We start from the raw sequence: 17922 nt of genomic DNA on the forward strand, positions 1-17922 counted from the left end.
TTTACCGGGGCAGAGCCGCCGTACACAGCTCCCCGGTAGCACGAATCAGCGCCAGTTCATGCAACTTGTCCTTGGCCAGACGGGGGCGAGCCTGGGCAATCCAGCTCGCGCAGTGTGGGTCGTTTCGATAAGGCGCGAAGTCCGCGTATTGCTGCAACAGACGGTTTTGCAGCTCATCCAGGCGCGGGCGGATTTGCTTGGCCAAGTCCGGGCGCGGGGTGTCCGGCGCCTTGCCGGCGGTTTGCCATTTGGCCAGCAAGCCGTATTGCACCAGTTTGTTGGCTTCCATCTGCGCCGCAAGTAACTGGCCGACGTCTTCCGGGTCCAGTTTGCGATCGGTGGCCAGTTGCCGGGCGTTGGCGATCACTTGCGCTTCGCGCGGGCTGTCCTGGATCGGTTTGCCGCTGTCCCATTTGGTCAGGGCGACCAGATCACCGATGTTCAGGCGTTCATTCAAGGTCATCAGCAACGGTTGCAAGGCCTGGGGCGGCGAGGCGGGCGCACTGGCCTGGGCGGTGAGGACGGCCAGGCCAAGTGTGGCGCAGCAAAGCAGTTGGAGTGTCGGTTTAACGCTCATTCATGAATATCCTGGAAGGGATCGGTCAGATGTCGATGACTACTTTACCGATTGCCTGTCCGGCGGCAACGATTGCGTGGGCGTCATTAACGTTTTCCAGGCTGAAGCGTCGATCATCCAGCAGTACCCGCAGTTGTCCCGCTTCAGCCATGCGCGTGGCTTGGGCGAGGATTTCGCCGTGGTGCTTGCGTCCTTTGCCGGTGATCAGCGGCAGCAGGGTGAAGACTCCGGAGTAAGTCGCGCCCCGGAACGACAGCGGTGCGAGTTTGTGTTCGCCCCAACCGAGGCAGCTCACGACATGCCCGGTGTAGAGCTTCAACACGCCGAACGAGGCATCGAGTGTCGCGCCGCCGACGGTGTCGTACACGATGTCAAAGCCTTCGCCGTGGGTGTGTTGCTCAAGGTAATCGGCCGGCGCCTGACGGCGGTAATCAATCGCCGTGGCTCCGAAGCTTTCGATGATAGCCATGCTATCGGCGCTCCCGGTCGCGAACACGTCGGCCCCGCGAGCCTTGGCGATCTGCACGGCAACATGCCCGACGCCACCGGCACCACCTTGCACCAATACCTTCTGCCCGGCCCGAACATTGGCCCGGTCTACCAGTCCTTCCCAGGCTGTGATGAAGATCAGCGGCAGGGCGGCGGCTTCGCGCATGCTCAGGTTATTCGGTTTACGTGCCAGCAAATCGGCATCGACGGCGATGTATTGCGCCAGCGACCCCTGATTACCGCCAATCCCGCCGGCCATGCCGTAGACCTCATCGCCGATGTTGAATGCGCTGACGTCGGCGCTGACCGCTGCAACCACACCCGCCAGATCCATCCCCAAAACAGCGGGCAACGGTTGCCGGGCATGCCCACCCTGGCCGCTGCTGATCTTCGTATCCAGCGGGTTGACGCCACTGGCGATGATCTTGACCAGCACTTGGCCTGCCTTGAGTTCAGGCAGCGGAAGATTTTTAACTTGCAGGTCGGCGCCTGCGTTTACAGCGATGGCAGCGCGCATGGTGGTCTGGTTCATGGGGAACTCCTGAGGACGATGAGGTTGATGGCCACAGTTTCACGCCGCCGATGGATTCCGATAAGACGATAAATGCCTATAGTATTCATTCCAAATCATCGCCAAGCAGGCAGTCATGGATACGTTGGACGCGATGTCGATTTTCACGCGAGTGGTGGAGCGGGGCAGCTTCTCAGCGGTTGCCCGAGAGCTCGGGCTCAGCCAGCCGACGATCAGCAAACAGATCGGCGCACTGGAAAAACGTCTGGGCGGCCAATTGTTTGCTCGCAGCACGCGCAACCTGAGCCTGACAGATGAAGGCCAGCGCTATTACGACCATTGCCGGCAGATCCTGGCGGCGGTGGACAACGCCGAACACAGCTTCCTGACCGGCCAGGAACGGGTCGCCGGGCCGCTGCGCATCGCTTCTTCCGGCAGTTTCGGGCGGATACAGATCGCGCCGAGGCTGCACGGATTTCTTCAGCAGCACCCCGAGGTGACCATCGACTTGCAGTTGAGCGATGAGAACGTCGATCTGGTCAGCGAGGGGATCGATGTCGCGGTGCGCATTGGCGAGTTGAAGGACAGCAGTCTGGTTGCCCGTCAGATCGGACTGACAAAACGTCGGGTTTTCGCGGCGCCCGGTTATCTCGAACAAAATGGTGTGCCCGCCACACCGGATGACCTGAGCGCGCATAACTGCCTGGTGTTCAATCAGCTGGAGCATTTCGACAGTTGGCGCTTCGAACACGCCGGTGAATGGCAGAGCGTGCAGGTCAAGGGCAATGTACGCAGCAACAACAGCGAAGCGATTCGGCAAATGGTCCTGAGTGGGTTGGGCCTGTCGCTGTCGCCTTCATGGTTGTTTCGCGAGGATCTGCAGGCCGGGCGGGTGGTGGCGGTGCTGGACGGGTACACGCCATCGTCGCTGCCGATCCATGCCGTGTTTCCACCGGATCGCCGGCAATCGGCGCGGGTGCGGGCGTTTACCGATTATCTGCGGGATGCGTTTGCGGTGGATGGTGATGTTTGTATTGCTTGAGCTAAAGGTCGGCTACTTCATGAATCACGCCTATCAGCGCACGCAGCCCGGCGGGCAAGTGCCGATGACCGGAGTAGTAAAGGGAAAGCCCGGGAGCCGGCGTAGCCCATTGCTGCAACACACTTGTCAGGCGTCCGCTTGCCAGATCATGCGTGACGTACCACTCGGGCAACTGCACAAGCCCCAAGCCTTGCCTCGCGGCCTCCAGCATCAGGATGGGACTGTCCAGAACCAAGGGGCCCCGCACTTCAAACTTCAGCAATGTGTCTTCGCGCATGAACTCCCACGGTGAGGCAACGCCGCTCGGAAGTCGGGCTCGGATGCAGGTGTGCGCCGTAAGGTCATCGAGCGTGTCTGGCGCGGGATGTCGACTCAAATAGTCAGCCGAAGCCACCACGACCATTGAGATGTCTTCACTGATGGGCACGCGGATCATGTCCTGCGGTACCCGTGAACTCGCCCGCAGGCCGGCGTCGAAACCCTCGGCAATAATGTCCACCATCCGCCCGTCAGTCGCGATGTCTACCGTCATGCCGGGATAGCGACTCAGGAACGTCAACAGGATGGGTTGGAAAATCATCAGCGCCGCGCCGAGGGAACTGTTGATGCGCAATGTGCCGGTAGGCAGGGCATTGTGTTCCGACAGTGTGGCCATCGCCTCTTGAATAGTGGTGACCGATGGGCCGATTTGATTCACAAAGGTTTGCCCCGCCTCGGTCAACGAGACACTGCGAGTGGTGCGGTGAAACAGTCGCACACCCAGCCGTGCTTCCAACCCGGCCACGGCATTGCTGACGGCGGTGGTCGACATCTCCAGTTCTACCGCTGCCGCGCGAAAGCCGTTGCGCCTGGCCACGGCCAGTACCACTTCCAGTTCAGTCAGACCACTTTTATACATAGTCCCGGTTTCCGAAATAACTCATCCGTGTTTGATCATATTATTAAAACAGTGAGGAGACCTTAGATTGTGGGGACCGAGCCCGGACACAGTCAGGAACCCCTCATCATGTGGCACATCAATCAGGCTTATATCGACGGCAAGTTCGTTCCCGTGCAGGGACGTGAAATCGTGGAGTGCATCAATCCAACGACAGAAGCGCTCATGGGCACCGTCACACTGGCCAATCGTGACGATGCGAAACGCGCAATTGCGGCGGCCCATCGTGCTCAGGTCGCAATGGGGCGCACCACCAAGGCGGAACGTATCGACATGCTCAAACGCCTCCAGGCGGCCGTGCTGGCCAGCACCGAGCAGATACGCGACACCGCCATCGAAGAATACGGCGCCCCGTTTGCCCGCGCTCAATGGGTCAGCCAGTATGCTTCGCAGTGTTTTGCCAACGCGGCGCAAACACTGGAGGCCTACGAACTGGTTCGTCCGATGGGAGCCGCGAAGGTGTTTATGCAACCCGTCGGCGTTGCGGGCCTGATTGCCCCCTGGAACAGCACCGCCGGCACGATTTGCAGCAAATTGGCCTCCGCGATTGCCGCCGGTTGTGCATCGGTCATCAAGCCAAGTGAGTTGAGTGCCCTGCAGGCCCACACGCTGGCTCAAGCCCTTGATCGCGCAGGTCTGCCTGACGGTGTTTTGAATATCCTGCTGGGTCGTGGCGGCGACGTGGGCGACGAAATCAGCACCAGTCCCCAGATTGCCAAAATCTCATTCACCGGATCGACACCGACAGGCAAGCTGATTGCTCACGCCGGTGTCGAGACCATGAAGCGGGTGAGCCTGGCGCTCACAGGGAAATCCGCCTCTATCGTCCTCGACGACGCAGACTTCGACACCGCCATTCCCTTGGCTCTGAATGCCGCCTTCATGAACAACGGCCAGGCCTGCGTCGCCGGTACGCGCTTGTTGGTGCCGCGTGCGCGCTTGAAGGAAGTCATCGAGCGGGTCAAGACGTTAGTCGCGGCGATGGTCGTGGGAAATCCTCAAGATCCGGCAACGGTTATTGGGCCACTGGTCAGCCGGGCCCAATACGATCGGGTGCAAGGTTTCATCCGCCGCGGGCAAGAGCAAGGCGCGACGCTGATTGCAGGTGGGGAGGGCCGACCCTTCGGGCTGGAAAAGGGTTACTTCGTGCAGCCCACGGTATTTGCTGACGTTAGCAACGACATGGACATCGCGCGTGAAGAAATTTTCGGCCCGGTGCTGTCGATCCTTGCGTATGACAGCGAGGCGCACGCCATAGAAATCGCCAACGCCACGATTTATGGTTTACAGGCGTATGTGTTTTCGCAACGGCAGGAACACGCGAACGGCATCGCGTCCCGATTGGAGGCCGGCACCGTACTTATCAACAGAATTAATCCGGATCTTCTCGCCCCGTTCGGCGGCGTCAAGCAGTCCGGGATCGGCAGGGAGTTTGGCATTCTTGGGCTTGAGGCATTTCTGGAAGCAAAGACGGTTGCATCGCAATAAAGGCTGCCGGTACCAACATCAGCCGACCGGCTCTGCCGTACAACTCATGGCGCCTGAGCCTGGCTTCTGGAACAGCACCCCGTTTTCGGTTTGCCAGAAGCTGTAATCCCCCTGGCGATCCTTGCCGGTGTAGCGGGTGCCCGAATCGCTCGGCACCTGGTTCAGAGTGATCGAGGCGTTCGCCCATTTCAGGTACACGGCACCGGGTTGCGTGAGATAGAACGTGGCGGCAATCAGCGCGTTCAATCCGGTACAGCGAAACGCCAGAGGGCCTTCGGTGAGGCGGTCGGGATCCTTGGTCCGCACGATGGCCGAGCCCTGGCGCAGCTGGTGAGCACGCTCGGCATAACTGCGGATCACGCACGTCTTGGGCTCCGGATCGGTGCCGCACTGATTGCGCGCGTCCATCCAGAATCGCTGGTCGATGACGATTTTGTCTGGACGCGGCACCGCGCGTTCATCGGTCAGCGCCAGGCGATACAGGCGCATCAGTTCCATATCCATCTGCTTCAATTGCGGGTCGCGACAGATCAGCTTCTCGACAGAGGCCTTTGCCAAGGTGCAATCGAAGGTGGTCTTGATGAGCGTTGGGGGCTCGGCACTGGGAGGCGTCGCCGCGCAGACGTTGGCAGCGAGCAGACAGGTGAAAAGGGCCATGACCGTTTTCATGTGGGTTTCATCCAGTGTCAGCAACTGTGATTAAACGGGTTAGAGCTTGGCCGGTAGTTGACGCAATGTCTACTCCGCCCGGGCCATCGTCACCTGATCACGCAGATACAAAAACGCCCCGACATGTCGTCAGGGCGTTTTCAGGTTCAGGCCAGCAAGCAGCGGTGAACCCCACTTACCTCATTTCAACACCAGCAAACGATAAACCCCGGCCTCGCTTTCGATCCCGTGGGTGTCATGGGTGAAGCCCGGGAAGGATTTATCGAAGGCTTCCAGCGCCTTGAGATACGCCAGCAGCGGCCCGTCCGCAGGCCCGGCGTTTTCGCCCGGCATCAACAATGGAATGCCCGGTGGATACGGCACGATGCCCGTGGCGACGATGCGGCCGGCGGCTTCTTCGAGGGTGACCAGTTCGATGTCGTTGCGCACCAGTTTCTCGTAGGCCTCCACCGGGCTGAATTCGGCTTTGGGCAGCATGCCGAAGGCCTGGGCCATGTTGGCGGTGGTCTTGTGTTTTTTCATGGCGGCGAAGATGTCGTCGGCCAGGTCCTTGAGGCCCATGCCGGCATAGCGCGCCTGATTGGCGGCCAGCAGGTCCGGCAGGCACAGTTCCAGTTCGACGTTGGCGTCGTAGTCGCGCTTGAAGTCGAGGAGGGCGTTGACCAGGGTGCCCCACTTGCCTTTGGTGATGCCGATCGAGAACAGGAACAGGATGGTGAAGTCGGTGGTTTTCTCGACCACGATGCCTTGGCGACCGAGGTATGCCGTGAGCACACAGGCCGGGATCCCGGATTCCAGCAGATTGCCGTCATCGCCCATGCCGGGGCTGAGCACCGAGACCTTGATCGGGTCCAGCATGCAATAGCCGTCCTCGATATCACCGAAACCGTGCCACACCTCGTTCGGGTGCAGGACCCAGCAGTTCGGCTCGGTTTTCAGCAGTAGCGGATCGACTTCATGAAACGGCACCGTGGCATTGCCCACTTGCACGGTCGGCGGTTGCCAGCAGGTGAAAAACCAGTCGTTCTTGCTCAGCATCTCGTTGTGCATGCGCGAGATGACCTGGCGGAAGGCGACGGCTTCCTCGATGGATTCGCTGGTGAGGATCTGCCCGCTCGGGGCTTCCATCATCGCCGAGCTGACGTCGCAGGAGGCCATGATCGCGTAGTTGGGCGAGGTCGAGGCGTGCATCATGAACGACTCGTTGAAGCGCCCGTGTTCGATGGGATTGCGCCCGTTGCGCACGTGGATCATCGAAGCCTGGGACAGGGCAGCCAGCAGTTTGTGGGTTGATTGAGTGGCGAAAACGGTCGGCTTCGATGCGTCGTGATCGTCCGGGCTGCCGTGCATCGCAAAGCGCTCGCGATACAACGGGTTGAACCGTGCGTAGCCGTACCAGGCTTCGTCGAAATGCAGACGGTCGACGCTCTGGCCCAACAGCTCTTCGACGCGGGTGACGTTGTAGGTCAGGCCGTCGTAGGTGGAGTTGGTGATGATCGCGTGAATCGGCGTCGGGTCGATCCCGTCCTTGACCAGCGGGTTGTTGGCGATGGCGGCTTTGACGCCTTCGGCGCTCAGGGTTTGCGGCAGGATCGGGCCGATGATGCCGAAGCGGTTGCGGGTCGGCACCAGGTAGGTCGGGATCGCGCCGGACAGTGTCATCGCGTGTTCGGCGGACTTGTGGCAGTTGCGGTCGCACAGGGCAATCTGGTTGCGCGTGACGCTGGCCATAAGGATGACGCGGTTGGAGGTCGACGAGCCGTTGGTGACGTAATAGGTGCGGTGGGCGCCGAAGACCTTGGCGGCGTAGCGCTCGCCCTGGCCGATCGGGCCGCTGTGATCGAGCAGCGAACCGAGCTCGCCGACCGAGATCGACAGGTCGGAACGCAGCAAGTTCTCCCCGAAAAACTCGTAGAACGCGCGGCCCGCAGTGCTTTTCAGGAACGCCGTGCCGCCGGCATGCCCCGGCGTGTGCCATGAGTATTCATAGGTCCGCGCAAACTTCACCAGCGCGCCGAACATCGGCGGCAGCGCGGCTTGGCGATAGCGTTCGATGGCGGCCAGGATGCGGCCGCTGAGGAAGCGACTGGTGTCCTCGGGCAACCAGATAAAGTCGTCGGCGTGCTGCATGACCACCAGCGGAATGCTCGACGCGGTGCTGCGGTCGCTGATCAGGAACACCGGCACGCGGGTATTGCGTTCACGCAGGCTGACCAGCAGCTGGATGCATTCCTCGTGGCCTTCACTTTTGTCCATTTCCCAGCTGAGCAGCACGCATTGCACGGCCGGATCCGAGCGCAGGATCGACGTGGCGTCGCTCAGGGTTTCCGAGGCGATGACGTGGACCGCGCGCTCTTCCACATCATTGATCAATTGATCCAGGGCGCGACCGAACACGGTGCGTTTGTCCGGCGGGTTGCTCACCAGCAGCGTGAGCATCCCGAGCGTGTGTCTATATTCCGTCATGATTGAGGCTCCAAAGTGGCGGATTGCAAGTGGTTGACCGGCACCGGCTCGCCCTTGATGTGCTGCGCACTGACAGTCTGCGTCGTTACGCTGTTATTCAGTGCTTCGAGACGGATCAGGCGGTTATTGACGAAGCCGAACAGCGTGTAGCCGAAGATCGTCGCCACGCCGCCGAGCATCAGCGCTTGTTCGCCCGAACTGTAGAGCGCGAGGTAGCTGTAGGCCGCCGCGACCCAGGCAATGATATTGGTGGCCAGCGCTTTGCCGGCCGGTACGTTGGAAACTTTCTGCATGGTCGCCAGCGCAGCCATGGACAGGATGTACGGCACCAGGTTGGTCACCACCGCCAGGTTGACGAGGGTGTCGAACTGCTTGCTCAGGTCCGGGCTGATGGTGAGCAGGCCCAGCGCGGTCTGGCCGGCGAGCAGAATCAACATGCCGACAATGGGCGTGCCGGCCTTGTTGGCCTTGGCGAAGATCGGCAGGAAATAGCCGGTGTCCGCCGAGCTTTTGAACACCTGGGCAATGGTGAACTGCCAACCGAGCAGCGAGCCGATGCAGGCCAGAATCATGGCCGCCATCACGATATCGCCGATCAGCGGAGTGAACATTTTGGCGAACACCAGTCCGAATGGGGCGGTGGAGGAGGCCAGTTCCGGGTTGGAGACGATCCCGGCGATGACGTTGGTGGAAACGATGTAGATCACCGCCGCCCCCAGGGTGCCGCCCAGTACCGCAATCGGCACGTTCTTCTCGGGGTTTTCAACCGCGTCGGTGTTGGCACATGCCGATTCCAGCCCGAGGAAGGCCCACAAGGTGATCGCCACCGAAGCCCCGGCGGCTTCGAACCAGCCCTTGTCGTGCGGGTTCCAGCCAGCGGCGTAGACACTGCTGTCGAACCAGAACCAGCCGACCGTCGACACCAGCACCACGGGCGCGATCACGCCCCACACGGTCACCGCGCCGATCCGCCCGGTAATCCGCGCGCCGCCAAAGTTGGCGAAGGTGGTGATCCAGAGCAAGGCAATGGTCGCCAGGCCCACTTGCAGCGAGTCCAGTTTCACGTCGAACAGCACCTGGATGTAACCCACCGCCGTGATGCTGATCGCCACATTCGCAATCAACAGCGATAAGCCATAGGTGTAGTTGGTCAGGTAGTTACCGGCCTTGCCGAAAGTGTATTCGGCATAGCCACCCATGCCGCCGGTCTTGCGACTGAGCATCCCGCACCGCGCAAAGGCATACGCCAGTGCCAGCGAGCCGGTGGCCGTGATCAGCCAGGACAGAATCGAAATAGCGCCGACCTCGGCGAGTTTGGTGGGTAACAACACAATGCCCGAGCCCAACATGTTGACGGCCGTCAACATCGTCAGTTGCCCCACACTCATTTTCTTCGCGACTGACATTCCGTTGCCTCTTTAGATTGCGTTGTGGACTTTTAGATATAGCAAAGGATGAGGAGGGCGCAAGGAATGGAGGTGTTTAATCACGATTTGGAATAAGTCGACGTCAGGACGTTTCGATGTCAGTTCGGTTATTGCTTGATCGATCGCGCAGTCGCACTGACGAAGACCAGCAGCACAATTACGCCGCTCAGCGCGACGGACAAGCTGCTGAGATGGGCGACTGCGCCGATCACTACCGGGCCGAGCAGAATGCCGGCGTAGCCCATCGAGATGACCGCGGGAATGGCCACCGCTTGTGGCATGCGTTGCTGGCGGCCGACCGCGGTAAAGAGCACGGGGACAATGTTCGAGCAACCCGCCCCGACCAGCGCGTAACCCACCAAGGATGCGGGCCAGCCATCGAACCCAAGTGATACGGCCATGCCCGCCGCTGCGCATAACCCACCCAGCGCAATCACCCGCACGCCGCCCAATCGGCTGACGATGGCATCCCCTGTCAGGCGGCCGACCGTCATGGCGGCGGCGAAGGAGGCGTAGCCCAGGCCCGCAATGCTCGGGTCCAGCCCTCGGTGCGAGACGAGGAACACTGCGCTCCAGTCGAGCATCACGCCTTCCGTCATGAAGATGATGAAACACAGCATGCCCAACAGCAGCACGATACCTCTGGGGATCGCGAACAACGGACCGCCGCGTTCAGTGCCATAAACCAGCAACGCAGGCGCCGCCTTGTACAGCGCGCCCATCACGACGGCAACGATGCAGAGCGTCGCTATCAGTGGATCAAGTCCTACTGACAGCAGCGCGGTCATCGCGCCGGCGCCCAGGATGCCGCCGACGCTGTAGAGGCCGTGGAAACCGGATTGCAGTGCTTGCCCGCTGTTCTTTTCGACAATTACCGACTGTATGTTCATCGCGCAATCCAGCATGCCCATGCTGGCGCCGAAGAAAATGACCGCGATGACCAGGCCGGGTAGCCAGATCACTGTGCTCAAGACTGGAAAAACGGCACACAGTGCAATCGTCGCGAAAATGATCACCGGCCGACAGCCATAGTGAGCCGTGAGGTAGCCCGCGAAGGGCATGGCGACAATCGAACCGCCTCCCAGCCCGAGCAGCAGCAACCCGAGACTTCCGTCATCCAGGCCAACGCGTTGCTTCACCAAAGGCACCAATGGCGCCCAGGCAGACATCAGCAGGCCCGCAATCAGGAAGGCGATGCGCGTGGACAGGCGCTCGCCATATTGAGCCCGGGCATCGGCAAACTCAGCGCCTGCGTTCATAGGTGGCCCTGTAGTTGCTCGGCGCAACGCCGAAGAAGTCGCGAAATCGCCGATGGAAATTGGCGAAACTGCAAAAACCGGTGGCAATCGCGATATCGGTGATGGGCCGGTTGCTCTGCAAAATCAGCTGCCGCGCCCGGGTCAGGCGAAGCTCAAGGTAGTAGCGCTTGGGCGTGGCGCCAACGAAGCGGCAGAACCGCCGCTCCAATTGACGTTTGCTGATGTTCACCCAGCCCGCCAGCTCGTCGATCGACAGCGGCTCTTCGATATTTTTCTGCATCAGCTCCAGCGCGAGTTTGAGGGATTGGGGCAGGGTGGGGTCCGAATCCACGGTGACCGCTGATATGCCAGAGACTTCGCCGGTTTGATCGCAGCCAAGGATTTCCTCTACGGCGTGGGTCAGCGACACGCCTTTTTTGGCGCTGATGAGCTGCAGCATCATGCGCAACGAGCTGCTGGCGCCGGCGCAGGTGATGCGGTTTCTGTCGATGACGTGGGTTCGGCTGGAGACCACTACTTTGGGAAATACATCCTGCATCATCGCGCGCCCGTCTGGATGAAACGCACACTCGACCCCATCCATCAGTTGCGCGTCGGCCAGGAAGAAAGCGCCATTCCATAAACCCCCGAGGGTCGCGCCGAGCGAGGCGACGTTGCGCAGTTTGCGGCGTAAAAGCGGGTCGCTGATCAGCTTTACCCTCAACCCACCGGCCACGATCAGGACGTCGATCCGATCGGGCAAGTGGGCCAATTCCAGGTCTGCGGAAATGGCAATTCCCAGGTCGCTCATCACCAGGCGACTCTTCAGGCCGACCGTCAGCACCTCAAACCCCGGCGTCTCGCTGATCAGGTTTGCGGTGACCAGTGCATCAATCGCGCCGGTGAACGACATCATCGAGAAATTGTTCAAAAGGACGAAGGCGACACGGGTCAGGGCCTGCGGCTTCACGGTTTTTTCCGCCGTGCAGGCGTACCCCATGTTCTTGTCCTTCAGCACGCTCTCGAATACGAATGGCATGACTAGACAGCGCTTTTCGGCGCGCTGAGCAACAACTCAAGAAAGGCCTGGCAATCCTGACTGTCGGGCAATGCTTGAATGGCCTGTTTAATCCCGTCGCTGAGGGTGATGCCCAGGCTGTCATCCGCGAGCAGATGGTATTTATCGATGAGCTCGGCGCTCGACATCGGGTTGCCCGGATCGCCCTTGGCGGTGGCCGTAGGGCTGGCGAGACGGCTGCCGTCTTTCAGGGTCACGGTCACGCGGGAAAGAATTTCCTCCGGGAATCGGCTGGACAGGTCGGGCGCCTCGCGAAGGGTGATTTTCGCACTGACACTCAAAATGTCCGGTGAATGAATGGCTTCCCCGGTGACTTCGCCAGGGCCAAGCTGTCCGCGCGCAATCAACGCGGCCAGTGGAAACGCCAGCGCATACTGGGCTTCATCCGCATTCTTCGGGAAATGCCCCTGCAAGCACACGGATTCATGGAATGTTTCAACGTCGATGGTTTCGATCGACTCAGGCGTGATGGCGGGATGCGTTTGCATCAGTGCGGTCATGGCGGTGAGCGCCGGTTGCGCCCAGCGACACACGGGCCACGGTTTGAAATATTGCTCGTCGATTTCCCAGCGGGTGCCGATGTCCTGCCAGAAGCTGGAGATCTCCAGCGGTTCGACCGTTGCGGCTGGGGCACCGGTAATGCCCATCCGGGCCATCAGTAGCGCGTTGACTCCGGTAAACGCCCCGGCACCGTGGGCATCACGCAGCATCGACGGGAAGCTGATCAACCGCATCATCGGGCACCTCGGGCCGAAGTATTCGGCGATACCCAGGGCGTGACGAAACGTCGTTTCGTCCAGCTTCAGCAAGCGTGTACCCGCACAGACAACGCCGATCCCGGAAAAAGCCCCCGACGCATGATATTCCGGGGCGGTGGCCATCAAGGCCTGGCCAGCGCGCAACGCCGTTTCATAACCGATACACAGCGCCATGAGCAGCTCTTCGCCGCTGATGTCTTGACCTTGATTGAGGCACGCATCCACCAACGCAATCACCGCAGGCACCACCGTTGCACCGGCGTGGCCTTTGGAGGTGAAGTGGCCTTCATGGGCGTCCAGGCTATCGACACTGAAACCGCCCGCATACGCGGCGCCCAATGGATGTACAGCCCTGCCGTCGAACCACAGTCGGCTGGTGAGTTGATTGGCCGAGAAGTTCGCCTCAGCGTAGGCCTTGAGCAAGACGCTGGTTTGATTATCACGAGCGCCCGCGGCCACGCCGATAATGTCCAGCAGGCAGGTTTCAACCAGCTCGCGGGTGTGCTGCGGAACGTCCTTGTAACTGAAATTCTGGACGAACGAATACAACGGCATCTTATGATTCCTGAAGAGTGAATTCCGAAACAGAAGAAAAGTTGCCCGGCCAGGGGCAACTTATTAAGCAGCTTTAAACGCGGAGGTTATTTCTGTGCAGTGGCGGTATTGGCAGCGGCGCGTGCATCCGCCAACCAGCTGTCGTACTTCGCGCGATGGGCGGCGATCCATTCAGCGGCATGACGAGTGATGTCCGCTGCACTTTTCTCGCCGTTGTGCATTTTCAGATTCTGCGCACTTTCATCGTCGGTGGAGATTTGCATCTCAGACAGGAACTTGGTGGCCACCGGATTTTTCTCGGCGAACTCTTTGTTCAGGACAGCCCTGACCGAATCCACCGGGAAACCGAGGTTTTTGCCGTTAAACGTCGTATTGGTATCGTTTTTACCGCTGGGGAGATCGGTACGCGGTACGGTCAGCCAGACAACGTCTTTACCTTCAACCAGCACACCGGAAATCCACTGTGGCACCCAGGTGTAATAGAGGATGGACTTGCCTTGTTTATAACGGGCAATGGTGTCGGCCATCAGCGCAAAGTAGGAGCCCTGGTTGTTTGAAACGGTCTTGGTCAGGCCATAGGCTTTCATCTGGTGCGCAATGATCAGTTCGCAACCCCAGCCTGGATTGCAACCGGTGAGGTCGGCTTTACCGTCGCCATCGCCATCGAACAACTTGGCAATCTCGGGTTTCTGCAAGTCTTCAATCGAGGTGATTTTGTATTGGTCAGCGGTTTTTTTATCAATCATGTAGCCCTGCAACACGCCCGGCATGATATCGCCAGATTTCACCATCGCGTCATCGCCACCGGCTTTGTCGTAGAACGATTCATGCAGCTTCTCCCACATGTGCACGGTGAAGTCGGCGTCGCCACTGGCGAGCGCAACAAACATGGTGGAGTACTCGGTCTCCTTGGGCGTCTGGACTTTGTAGCCAAGTTCCTTGAGGCCCGCCATGGCGATCTCGCCGCGGAATCGCTCCTCGGCGATTGCCGGGAAAATAGGGGTGATCGATACCCCTTTGCCTGGTTCTGGCGCATTCGCGGCGGACGCGAAAACAGGTGATACCGCCAAGGCTAGAAGCGCCACGGAACGAATAAGATTTTGTGCAATTGCGCGTTGTGTGAAATTCATTGTCGTTACCCTGTGTGAATTAAGGAGCTGGCATTTCTTATGGTTCACGGCACCGCCAGGCGGGTTAACTTTCTTTCGGACTGACTTCGATCTTTTGAATGGGGGGTTTTCTTTTCAGGCGAAACAACACGCCTACAGGGCCTGTCTGGTACCAGCGCTCACCTTTGGTGGCGCGGTTACTGCGCTCACCCATGGCCTGGGTCAGGCGGTCGAGGAAAATCGCCAGCAATACCAGGCCCACGCCACCGACGGTCGCGAGGCCCATATCGAGGCGACCGATCCCGCGAAGTACCATCATTCCCAAGCCACCCACCGAAATCATCGAGGCGATGACCACCATCGACAGTGACAACATCAATGACTGGTTCAGGCCCGCCATGATCGTCGGAGCCGCCAACGGCAGTTGCACGCGCCTCAGCATTTGCCGAGGGGTACAGCCGAACGCACGGGCGGCCTCGACCTTGTCTTCCGGTACTTGCCGAATACCCAGGTTGGTCAGCCTGACCAGCGGGGCGACCGAAAAGATGATGGTGACCAACACCCCCGGTACGTTGCCGATACCAAACAACATGACGACGGGCACCAGATAAACGAATGCAGGCAGTGTTTGCATGGCGTCGAGTACCGGGCGCAGCAGCATCTCCAACCGGTCACTGCGGGCGCACAAGACCCCCAGCGGTATGCCAATGACCGCGCAGAAAAACAGTGAAGTGAGGACCAGGGCGAGGGTGATCATCGCGTCATTCCACACGCCAATTACGCCCAGCAGCGTCAGCGTAACGAAACAGAGGATGCCTATTTTCTTCCCACCCACCTGCCAGCCAAACAACGTGGCAACAATGATAAATATCGATGGGGGAATGGACAGCAAGCCAAACTGAATACCATTAAGTACTTGATCGATTGGCCATCTGATCGAACGGAATATATCGCGGAAGTTATGAACCAAGTAATTAAGGATAACTTCTACCCATTGGCCCAGAGGAACGTTGATCGATTGAAACGGGTCTAAAAGATTGAATTCGTTCATGCTAATCACCTGAATGTCTGAGCCTGGCAAGCCAGCAAGTAACGCCTTAGTGGCGGCTCATTGTCTGGAGCAATAGGCTCTTGGAGATCGTGCCTTTGAACACTCCCTGGCGATCCAGCACGGCAACCGGATTAACCGCATCTGCAACAATGTGGAAGATGTCTTGAAGTAGCACATCATCGCGCAGCGTAGGCGTGGCTTGATCCTTCGCGTAAGGGTGTTCCGCACAGATCCTGGCAACGTCGCCAGCCTTCAGGATCTTTGATGCATCGAAACCTTTGAAGAATGCCCTGACGTAATCATTCGCCGGGTGACACAGCAGTTCCTGGGGCGTGCCGATCTGCACGACCCGGCCGCCTTCCATAATCGCAATGCGATGGCCGATTCGAATCGCTTCGTCGATGTCGTGTGAGATGAAGATGATCGTGCGGTGTTGCTCCGCTTGCAGTCGAATCAATTCGCCCTGCATTTCGCTGCGGATCAGCGGGTCGAGTGCCGAGAAGGCTTCGTCCATCAGCAGGATGGCCGGGTCATTGGCCAGCGCTCTGGCCAGGCCGACCCGTTGCTGCATACCGCCCGACAGCTGGTGCGGATAGCTGTAGGCGTGTCCGTCGAGGCCCACCTGTTTAAGGGCCTCCAGCGCACGAAGATGACGCTCGCTTTCTTCGACACCCGAGATTTCCAGGCCGAACGCCACGTTGTCGATCACGCTCATATGAGGCATCAACGCAAAGGACTGAAACACCATGCTCATGTCTTTGCGTCGAACACTTAAAAGATCCGCGTCGGAGAGACCGGTGATTTCCTGGCCGTTGAGATGGATAGTGCCCGAGGTCGGTTCGATCAGTCGGTTGAACAACCGAACCATGGTCGACTTCCCGGAACCGGAGAGTCCCATGATGACGAATATCTCTCCGCGTTTTACTGAAAAACTGGCGTCAAAAACACCGACAACTTGGCCCGTCTTGCTGAAGATTTCATTCTTGTCCGCGCCGCGGGCGAGCATGTCCATGGCGAGTTTTGGTTGAGTACCAAAAACTTTATAAATGTTTTTTACCGAGAGTATCTCGTCACCAAGACTCATAACCCCTCCTGCTGCAATTACGACATAAAATCAAGACTTTGCGGTACGTATCTTGATCAGTTAAGACGGTGCGTGTGAGGGCAGTCAAGCTGGGGGAAGGGACGGGATTTAGTCATTGTGACTATCCTCATTATTATGTGATGTTTATTGTTTTTCTTTTGTCGGCGCTGAATTGAACAGTTCCTTGAGACCCAAGTTATTACCTAATAAGGTCAACGTCTAACAACATTTCTTCTGACCTATCAATAACCCTATGTTATCGATTGCGAACAGACTGGCCTTTCCGTTTGAACAGCATCGTTTTATGCATTCAAGCGCTGTTTCCCGCTGTCGTAGACGCTTTGTTTCAGCTACTCTCGGGCTTGCGCTGTGGGGGGAACCTTGCCGCTGATTTCATCTCTCAAGGCCCTTCCAGGGGCCCCTGACCAGGCATTCAATACTCTAGGTTATGGTTAAGCACATCGATCCAGATATGACGCTGCTGAAAATGCCGTCGCTCAAAGCGGTCAAGTCATTCGTTGCCGCCGCCAAATACCAGAGTTTCACCCGTGCGGCTGAAGCACTCTGTGTGACTCAGGCAGCGATCAGTCGACAGATACGCGAGCTTGAAGCGTACCTCGGAGTGGACCTGTTCAAGCGAGTGGGGCGGGCGGTCGAGCTGACGGAAGCCGGTTCGATATTTTTCGATGCCGCACAGTTATCGTTCGTGAATATCTCCCAGGCCGCCGAGCGGATTCGCACCAACAATGCCGGCAAACGCACGTTGACGCTGTGCTGTTCGCCCGCGTTTTCAGCCCTCTGGCTCGCCGCCAAGCTGCCGGGTTTTTTCACCAAGAACGCAGACATCGACCTCAACCTCGTCACCACGCAAAACTTCCTGTCGATGGAGCCGGGTGTCACTCCGGACATTTTCATCACCAAAATGGCCAGGGTTCAGGATGGCTACCGCAGTTATCCGCTGTTTCATGACGTCATCTACCCGGTGTGCACGCCTCGTTATAAAGAGGAGCATCCGGAGCTTTCCAGCCTTGAGGGTTTGCGCGACGGGGTGTTGCTGAACCTCAGCCCCTACGGCAGATCCCAGGTGGCGGAGCACGTCGATTGGGGCGTCTGGCTGGCTTATCACGATGTCGATATCGAAAAACGCCCCCACGACAGCCCGCACGTTTTCAACGCGAATGACTACAACCTGGTGATCAGCATGGTGTTGACCCATCAGGGCGTCGCCCTCGGCTGGAATCACCTGGTGGCAAACCTGATCGCAAATGGCACGTTGATTCGGCCGGTCGAGGAGGAAGTGGTCCTGCATGAAAGTCAGCATTACCTGACCTTTCGTGAAGACCGAATCAATGACGACGCCTGTTGCCGGCTTAGAGACTGGATTCTTGCGCAGTTCTCCCGAAGCGATTAGACGGGGATGCCAGCGGTGGCCCTGCAGGGTTC

At 59.0% G+C, this 17922-nt stretch carries 15 protein-coding genes; 3 read left to right on the top strand and 12 right to left on the bottom strand.

The window, feature by feature from the left end; genetic code table 11:
• Window position 1: 1 nt before the first annotated feature.
• Entirely contained in the window at window positions 2-577 is a 576-nt protein-coding gene (locus LOY68_RS16510) for a chorismate mutase (protein WP_265038568.1), read from the bottom strand.
• Window positions 578-602: 25 nt separating this feature from the next.
• The gene (locus LOY68_RS16515; protein ID WP_265038570.1) at window positions 603-1598 is read right to left on the bottom strand and encodes a zinc-dependent alcohol dehydrogenase family protein; all 996 of its coding nucleotides are present in this window, start codon (window positions 1596-1598) and stop codon (window positions 603-605) included.
• 115 nt (window positions 1599-1713) lie between these two features.
• On the opposite strand from LOY68_RS16515, the gene LOY68_RS16520 reads away from it, so the two are divergent.
• Complete coding sequence (locus LOY68_RS16520; protein WP_265038571.1) at window positions 1714-2619, top strand: LysR family transcriptional regulator; 906 nt, start codon at window positions 1714-1716, stop codon at window positions 2617-2619.
• Window position 2620: 1 nt separating this feature from the next.
• On the opposite strand, the gene LOY68_RS16525 is transcribed toward LOY68_RS16520, so the two are convergent.
• Window positions 2621-3517, bottom strand: a complete 897-nt coding sequence (locus LOY68_RS16525) for a LysR family transcriptional regulator (protein WP_265038572.1) — start codon at window positions 3515-3517, stop codon at window positions 2621-2623.
• A 108-nt stretch (window positions 3518-3625) separates the two neighbouring features.
• Between LOY68_RS16525 and LOY68_RS16530 the strand changes: the two genes are divergently transcribed.
• On the top strand, window positions 3626-5044 hold the full coding sequence (locus tag LOY68_RS16530; protein ID WP_265038574.1) for an aldehyde dehydrogenase family protein: 1419 nt from the start codon (window positions 3626-3628) through the stop codon (window positions 5042-5044).
• 18 nt (window positions 5045-5062) lie between these two features.
• On the opposite strand, the gene LOY68_RS16535 is transcribed toward LOY68_RS16530, so the two are convergent.
• From LOY68_RS16535 to LOY68_RS16575, 9 genes are all read right to left on the bottom strand, one after another.
• The gene (locus LOY68_RS16535; protein ID WP_265038575.1) at window positions 5063-5713 is read right to left on the bottom strand and encodes an MliC family protein; all 651 of its coding nucleotides are present in this window, start codon (window positions 5711-5713) and stop codon (window positions 5063-5065) included.
• Window positions 5714-5893: 180 nt separating this feature from the next.
• Window positions 5894-8179: an Orn/Lys/Arg decarboxylase N-terminal domain-containing protein gene (locus LOY68_RS16540; RefSeq protein WP_265038577.1), complete on the bottom strand. Its 2286-nt coding sequence runs from the start codon at window positions 8177-8179 to the stop codon at window positions 5894-5896.
• Entirely contained in the window at window positions 8176-9585 is a 1410-nt protein-coding gene (gene potE / locus LOY68_RS16545; RefSeq protein ID WP_265038578.1) for a putrescine-ornithine antiporter, read from the bottom strand. The genes LOY68_RS16540 and potE overlap by 4 nt, the downstream gene beginning before the upstream one ends.
• A gap of 128 nt (window positions 9586-9713) precedes the next feature.
• Entirely contained in the window at window positions 9714-10865 is a 1152-nt protein-coding gene (locus LOY68_RS16550; protein WP_265038580.1) for an MFS transporter, read from the bottom strand.
• Window positions 10849-11883 (bottom strand): GlxA family transcriptional regulator, encoded by a 1035-nt coding sequence (locus tag LOY68_RS16555; RefSeq protein ID WP_265038582.1) that lies wholly within the window; start codon window positions 11881-11883, stop codon window positions 10849-10851. The genes LOY68_RS16550 and LOY68_RS16555 overlap by 17 nt, the downstream gene beginning before the upstream one ends.
• A gap of 2 nt (window positions 11884-11885) precedes the next feature.
• The gene (locus tag LOY68_RS16560) at window positions 11886-13235 is read right to left on the bottom strand and encodes an MmgE/PrpD family protein (RefSeq protein ID WP_163910165.1); all 1350 of its coding nucleotides are present in this window, start codon (window positions 13233-13235) and stop codon (window positions 11886-11888) included.
• 86 nt (window positions 13236-13321) lie between these two features.
• Entirely contained in the window at window positions 13322-14320 is a 999-nt protein-coding gene (proX, locus tag LOY68_RS16565; RefSeq protein ID WP_239512035.1) for a glycine betaine/L-proline ABC transporter substrate-binding protein ProX, read from the bottom strand.
• 109 nt (window positions 14321-14429) lie between these two features.
• Window positions 14430-15395 (bottom strand): glycine betaine/L-proline ABC transporter permease ProW, encoded by a 966-nt coding sequence (proW, locus tag LOY68_RS16570; RefSeq protein ID WP_123508353.1) that lies wholly within the window; start codon window positions 15393-15395, stop codon window positions 14430-14432.
• Between the two features lie 46 nt (window positions 15396-15441).
• Window positions 15442-16479: a quaternary amine ABC transporter ATP-binding protein gene (locus LOY68_RS16575; protein WP_123508352.1), complete on the bottom strand. Its 1038-nt coding sequence runs from the start codon at window positions 16477-16479 to the stop codon at window positions 15442-15444.
• A gap of 448 nt (window positions 16480-16927) precedes the next feature.
• Between LOY68_RS16575 and LOY68_RS16580 the strand changes: the two genes are divergently transcribed.
• A complete protein-coding gene (locus tag LOY68_RS16580) occupies window positions 16928-17890 on the top strand; it encodes a LysR family transcriptional regulator (RefSeq protein ID WP_163910168.1) in 963 nt (320 codons plus the stop codon).
• Window positions 17891-17922: the final 32 nt, after the last annotated feature.

The organism is Pseudomonas sp. B21-053, assembly GCF_026016365.1.
GTDB lineage: Bacteria > Pseudomonadota > Gammaproteobacteria > Pseudomonadales > Pseudomonadaceae > Aquipseudomonas > Aquipseudomonas nunensis.

Excerpts from the sequence above, each read along its gene's own strand:
- LOY68_RS16525 (WP_265038572.1), bottom strand. The coding sequence starts at position 3,517 with ATGTATAAAAGTGGTCTGACTGAACTGGAAGTGGTACTGGCCGTGGCC.
- potE (WP_265038578.1), bottom strand. The coding sequence starts at position 9,585 with ATGTCAGTCGCGAAGAAAATGAGTGTGGGGCAACTGACGATGTTGACG.
- LOY68_RS16560 (WP_163910165.1), bottom strand. The coding sequence starts at position 13,235 with ATGCCGTTGTATTCGTTCGTCCAGAATTTCAGTTACAAGGACGTTCCG.
- LOY68_RS16530 (WP_265038574.1), top strand. The coding sequence starts at position 3,626 with ATGTGGCACATCAATCAGGCTTATATCGACGGCAAGTTCGTTCCCGTG.
- LOY68_RS16535 (WP_265038575.1), bottom strand. The coding sequence starts at position 5,713 with ATGAAAACGGTCATGGCCCTTTTCACCTGTCTGCTCGCTGCCAACGTC.
- LOY68_RS16555 (WP_265038582.1), bottom strand. The coding sequence starts at position 11,883 with ATGCCATTCGTATTCGAGAGCGTGCTGAAGGACAAGAACATGGGGTAC.
- LOY68_RS16550 (WP_265038580.1), bottom strand. The coding sequence starts at position 10,865 with ATGAACGCAGGCGCTGAGTTTGCCGATGCCCGGGCTCAATATGGCGAG.
- LOY68_RS16520 (WP_265038571.1), top strand. The coding sequence starts at position 1,714 with ATGGATACGTTGGACGCGATGTCGATTTTCACGCGAGTGGTGGAGCGG.
- LOY68_RS16540 (WP_265038577.1), bottom strand. The coding sequence starts at position 8,179 with ATGACGGAATATAGACACACGCTCGGGATGCTCACGCTGCTGGTGAGC.
- LOY68_RS16515 (WP_265038570.1), bottom strand. The coding sequence starts at position 1,598 with ATGAACCAGACCACCATGCGCGCTGCCATCGCTGTAAACGCAGGCGCC.
- proW (WP_123508353.1), bottom strand. The coding sequence starts at position 15,395 with ATGAACGAATTCAATCTTTTAGACCCGTTTCAATCGATCAACGTTCCT.
- LOY68_RS16575 (WP_123508352.1), bottom strand. The coding sequence starts at position 16,479 with ATGAGTCTTGGTGACGAGATACTCTCGGTAAAAAACATTTATAAAGTT.
- LOY68_RS16580 (WP_163910168.1), top strand. The coding sequence starts at position 16,928 with ATGGTTAAGCACATCGATCCAGATATGACGCTGCTGAAAATGCCGTCG.
- LOY68_RS16510 (WP_265038568.1), bottom strand. The coding sequence starts at position 577 with ATGAGCGTTAAACCGACACTCCAACTGCTTTGCTGCGCCACACTTGGC.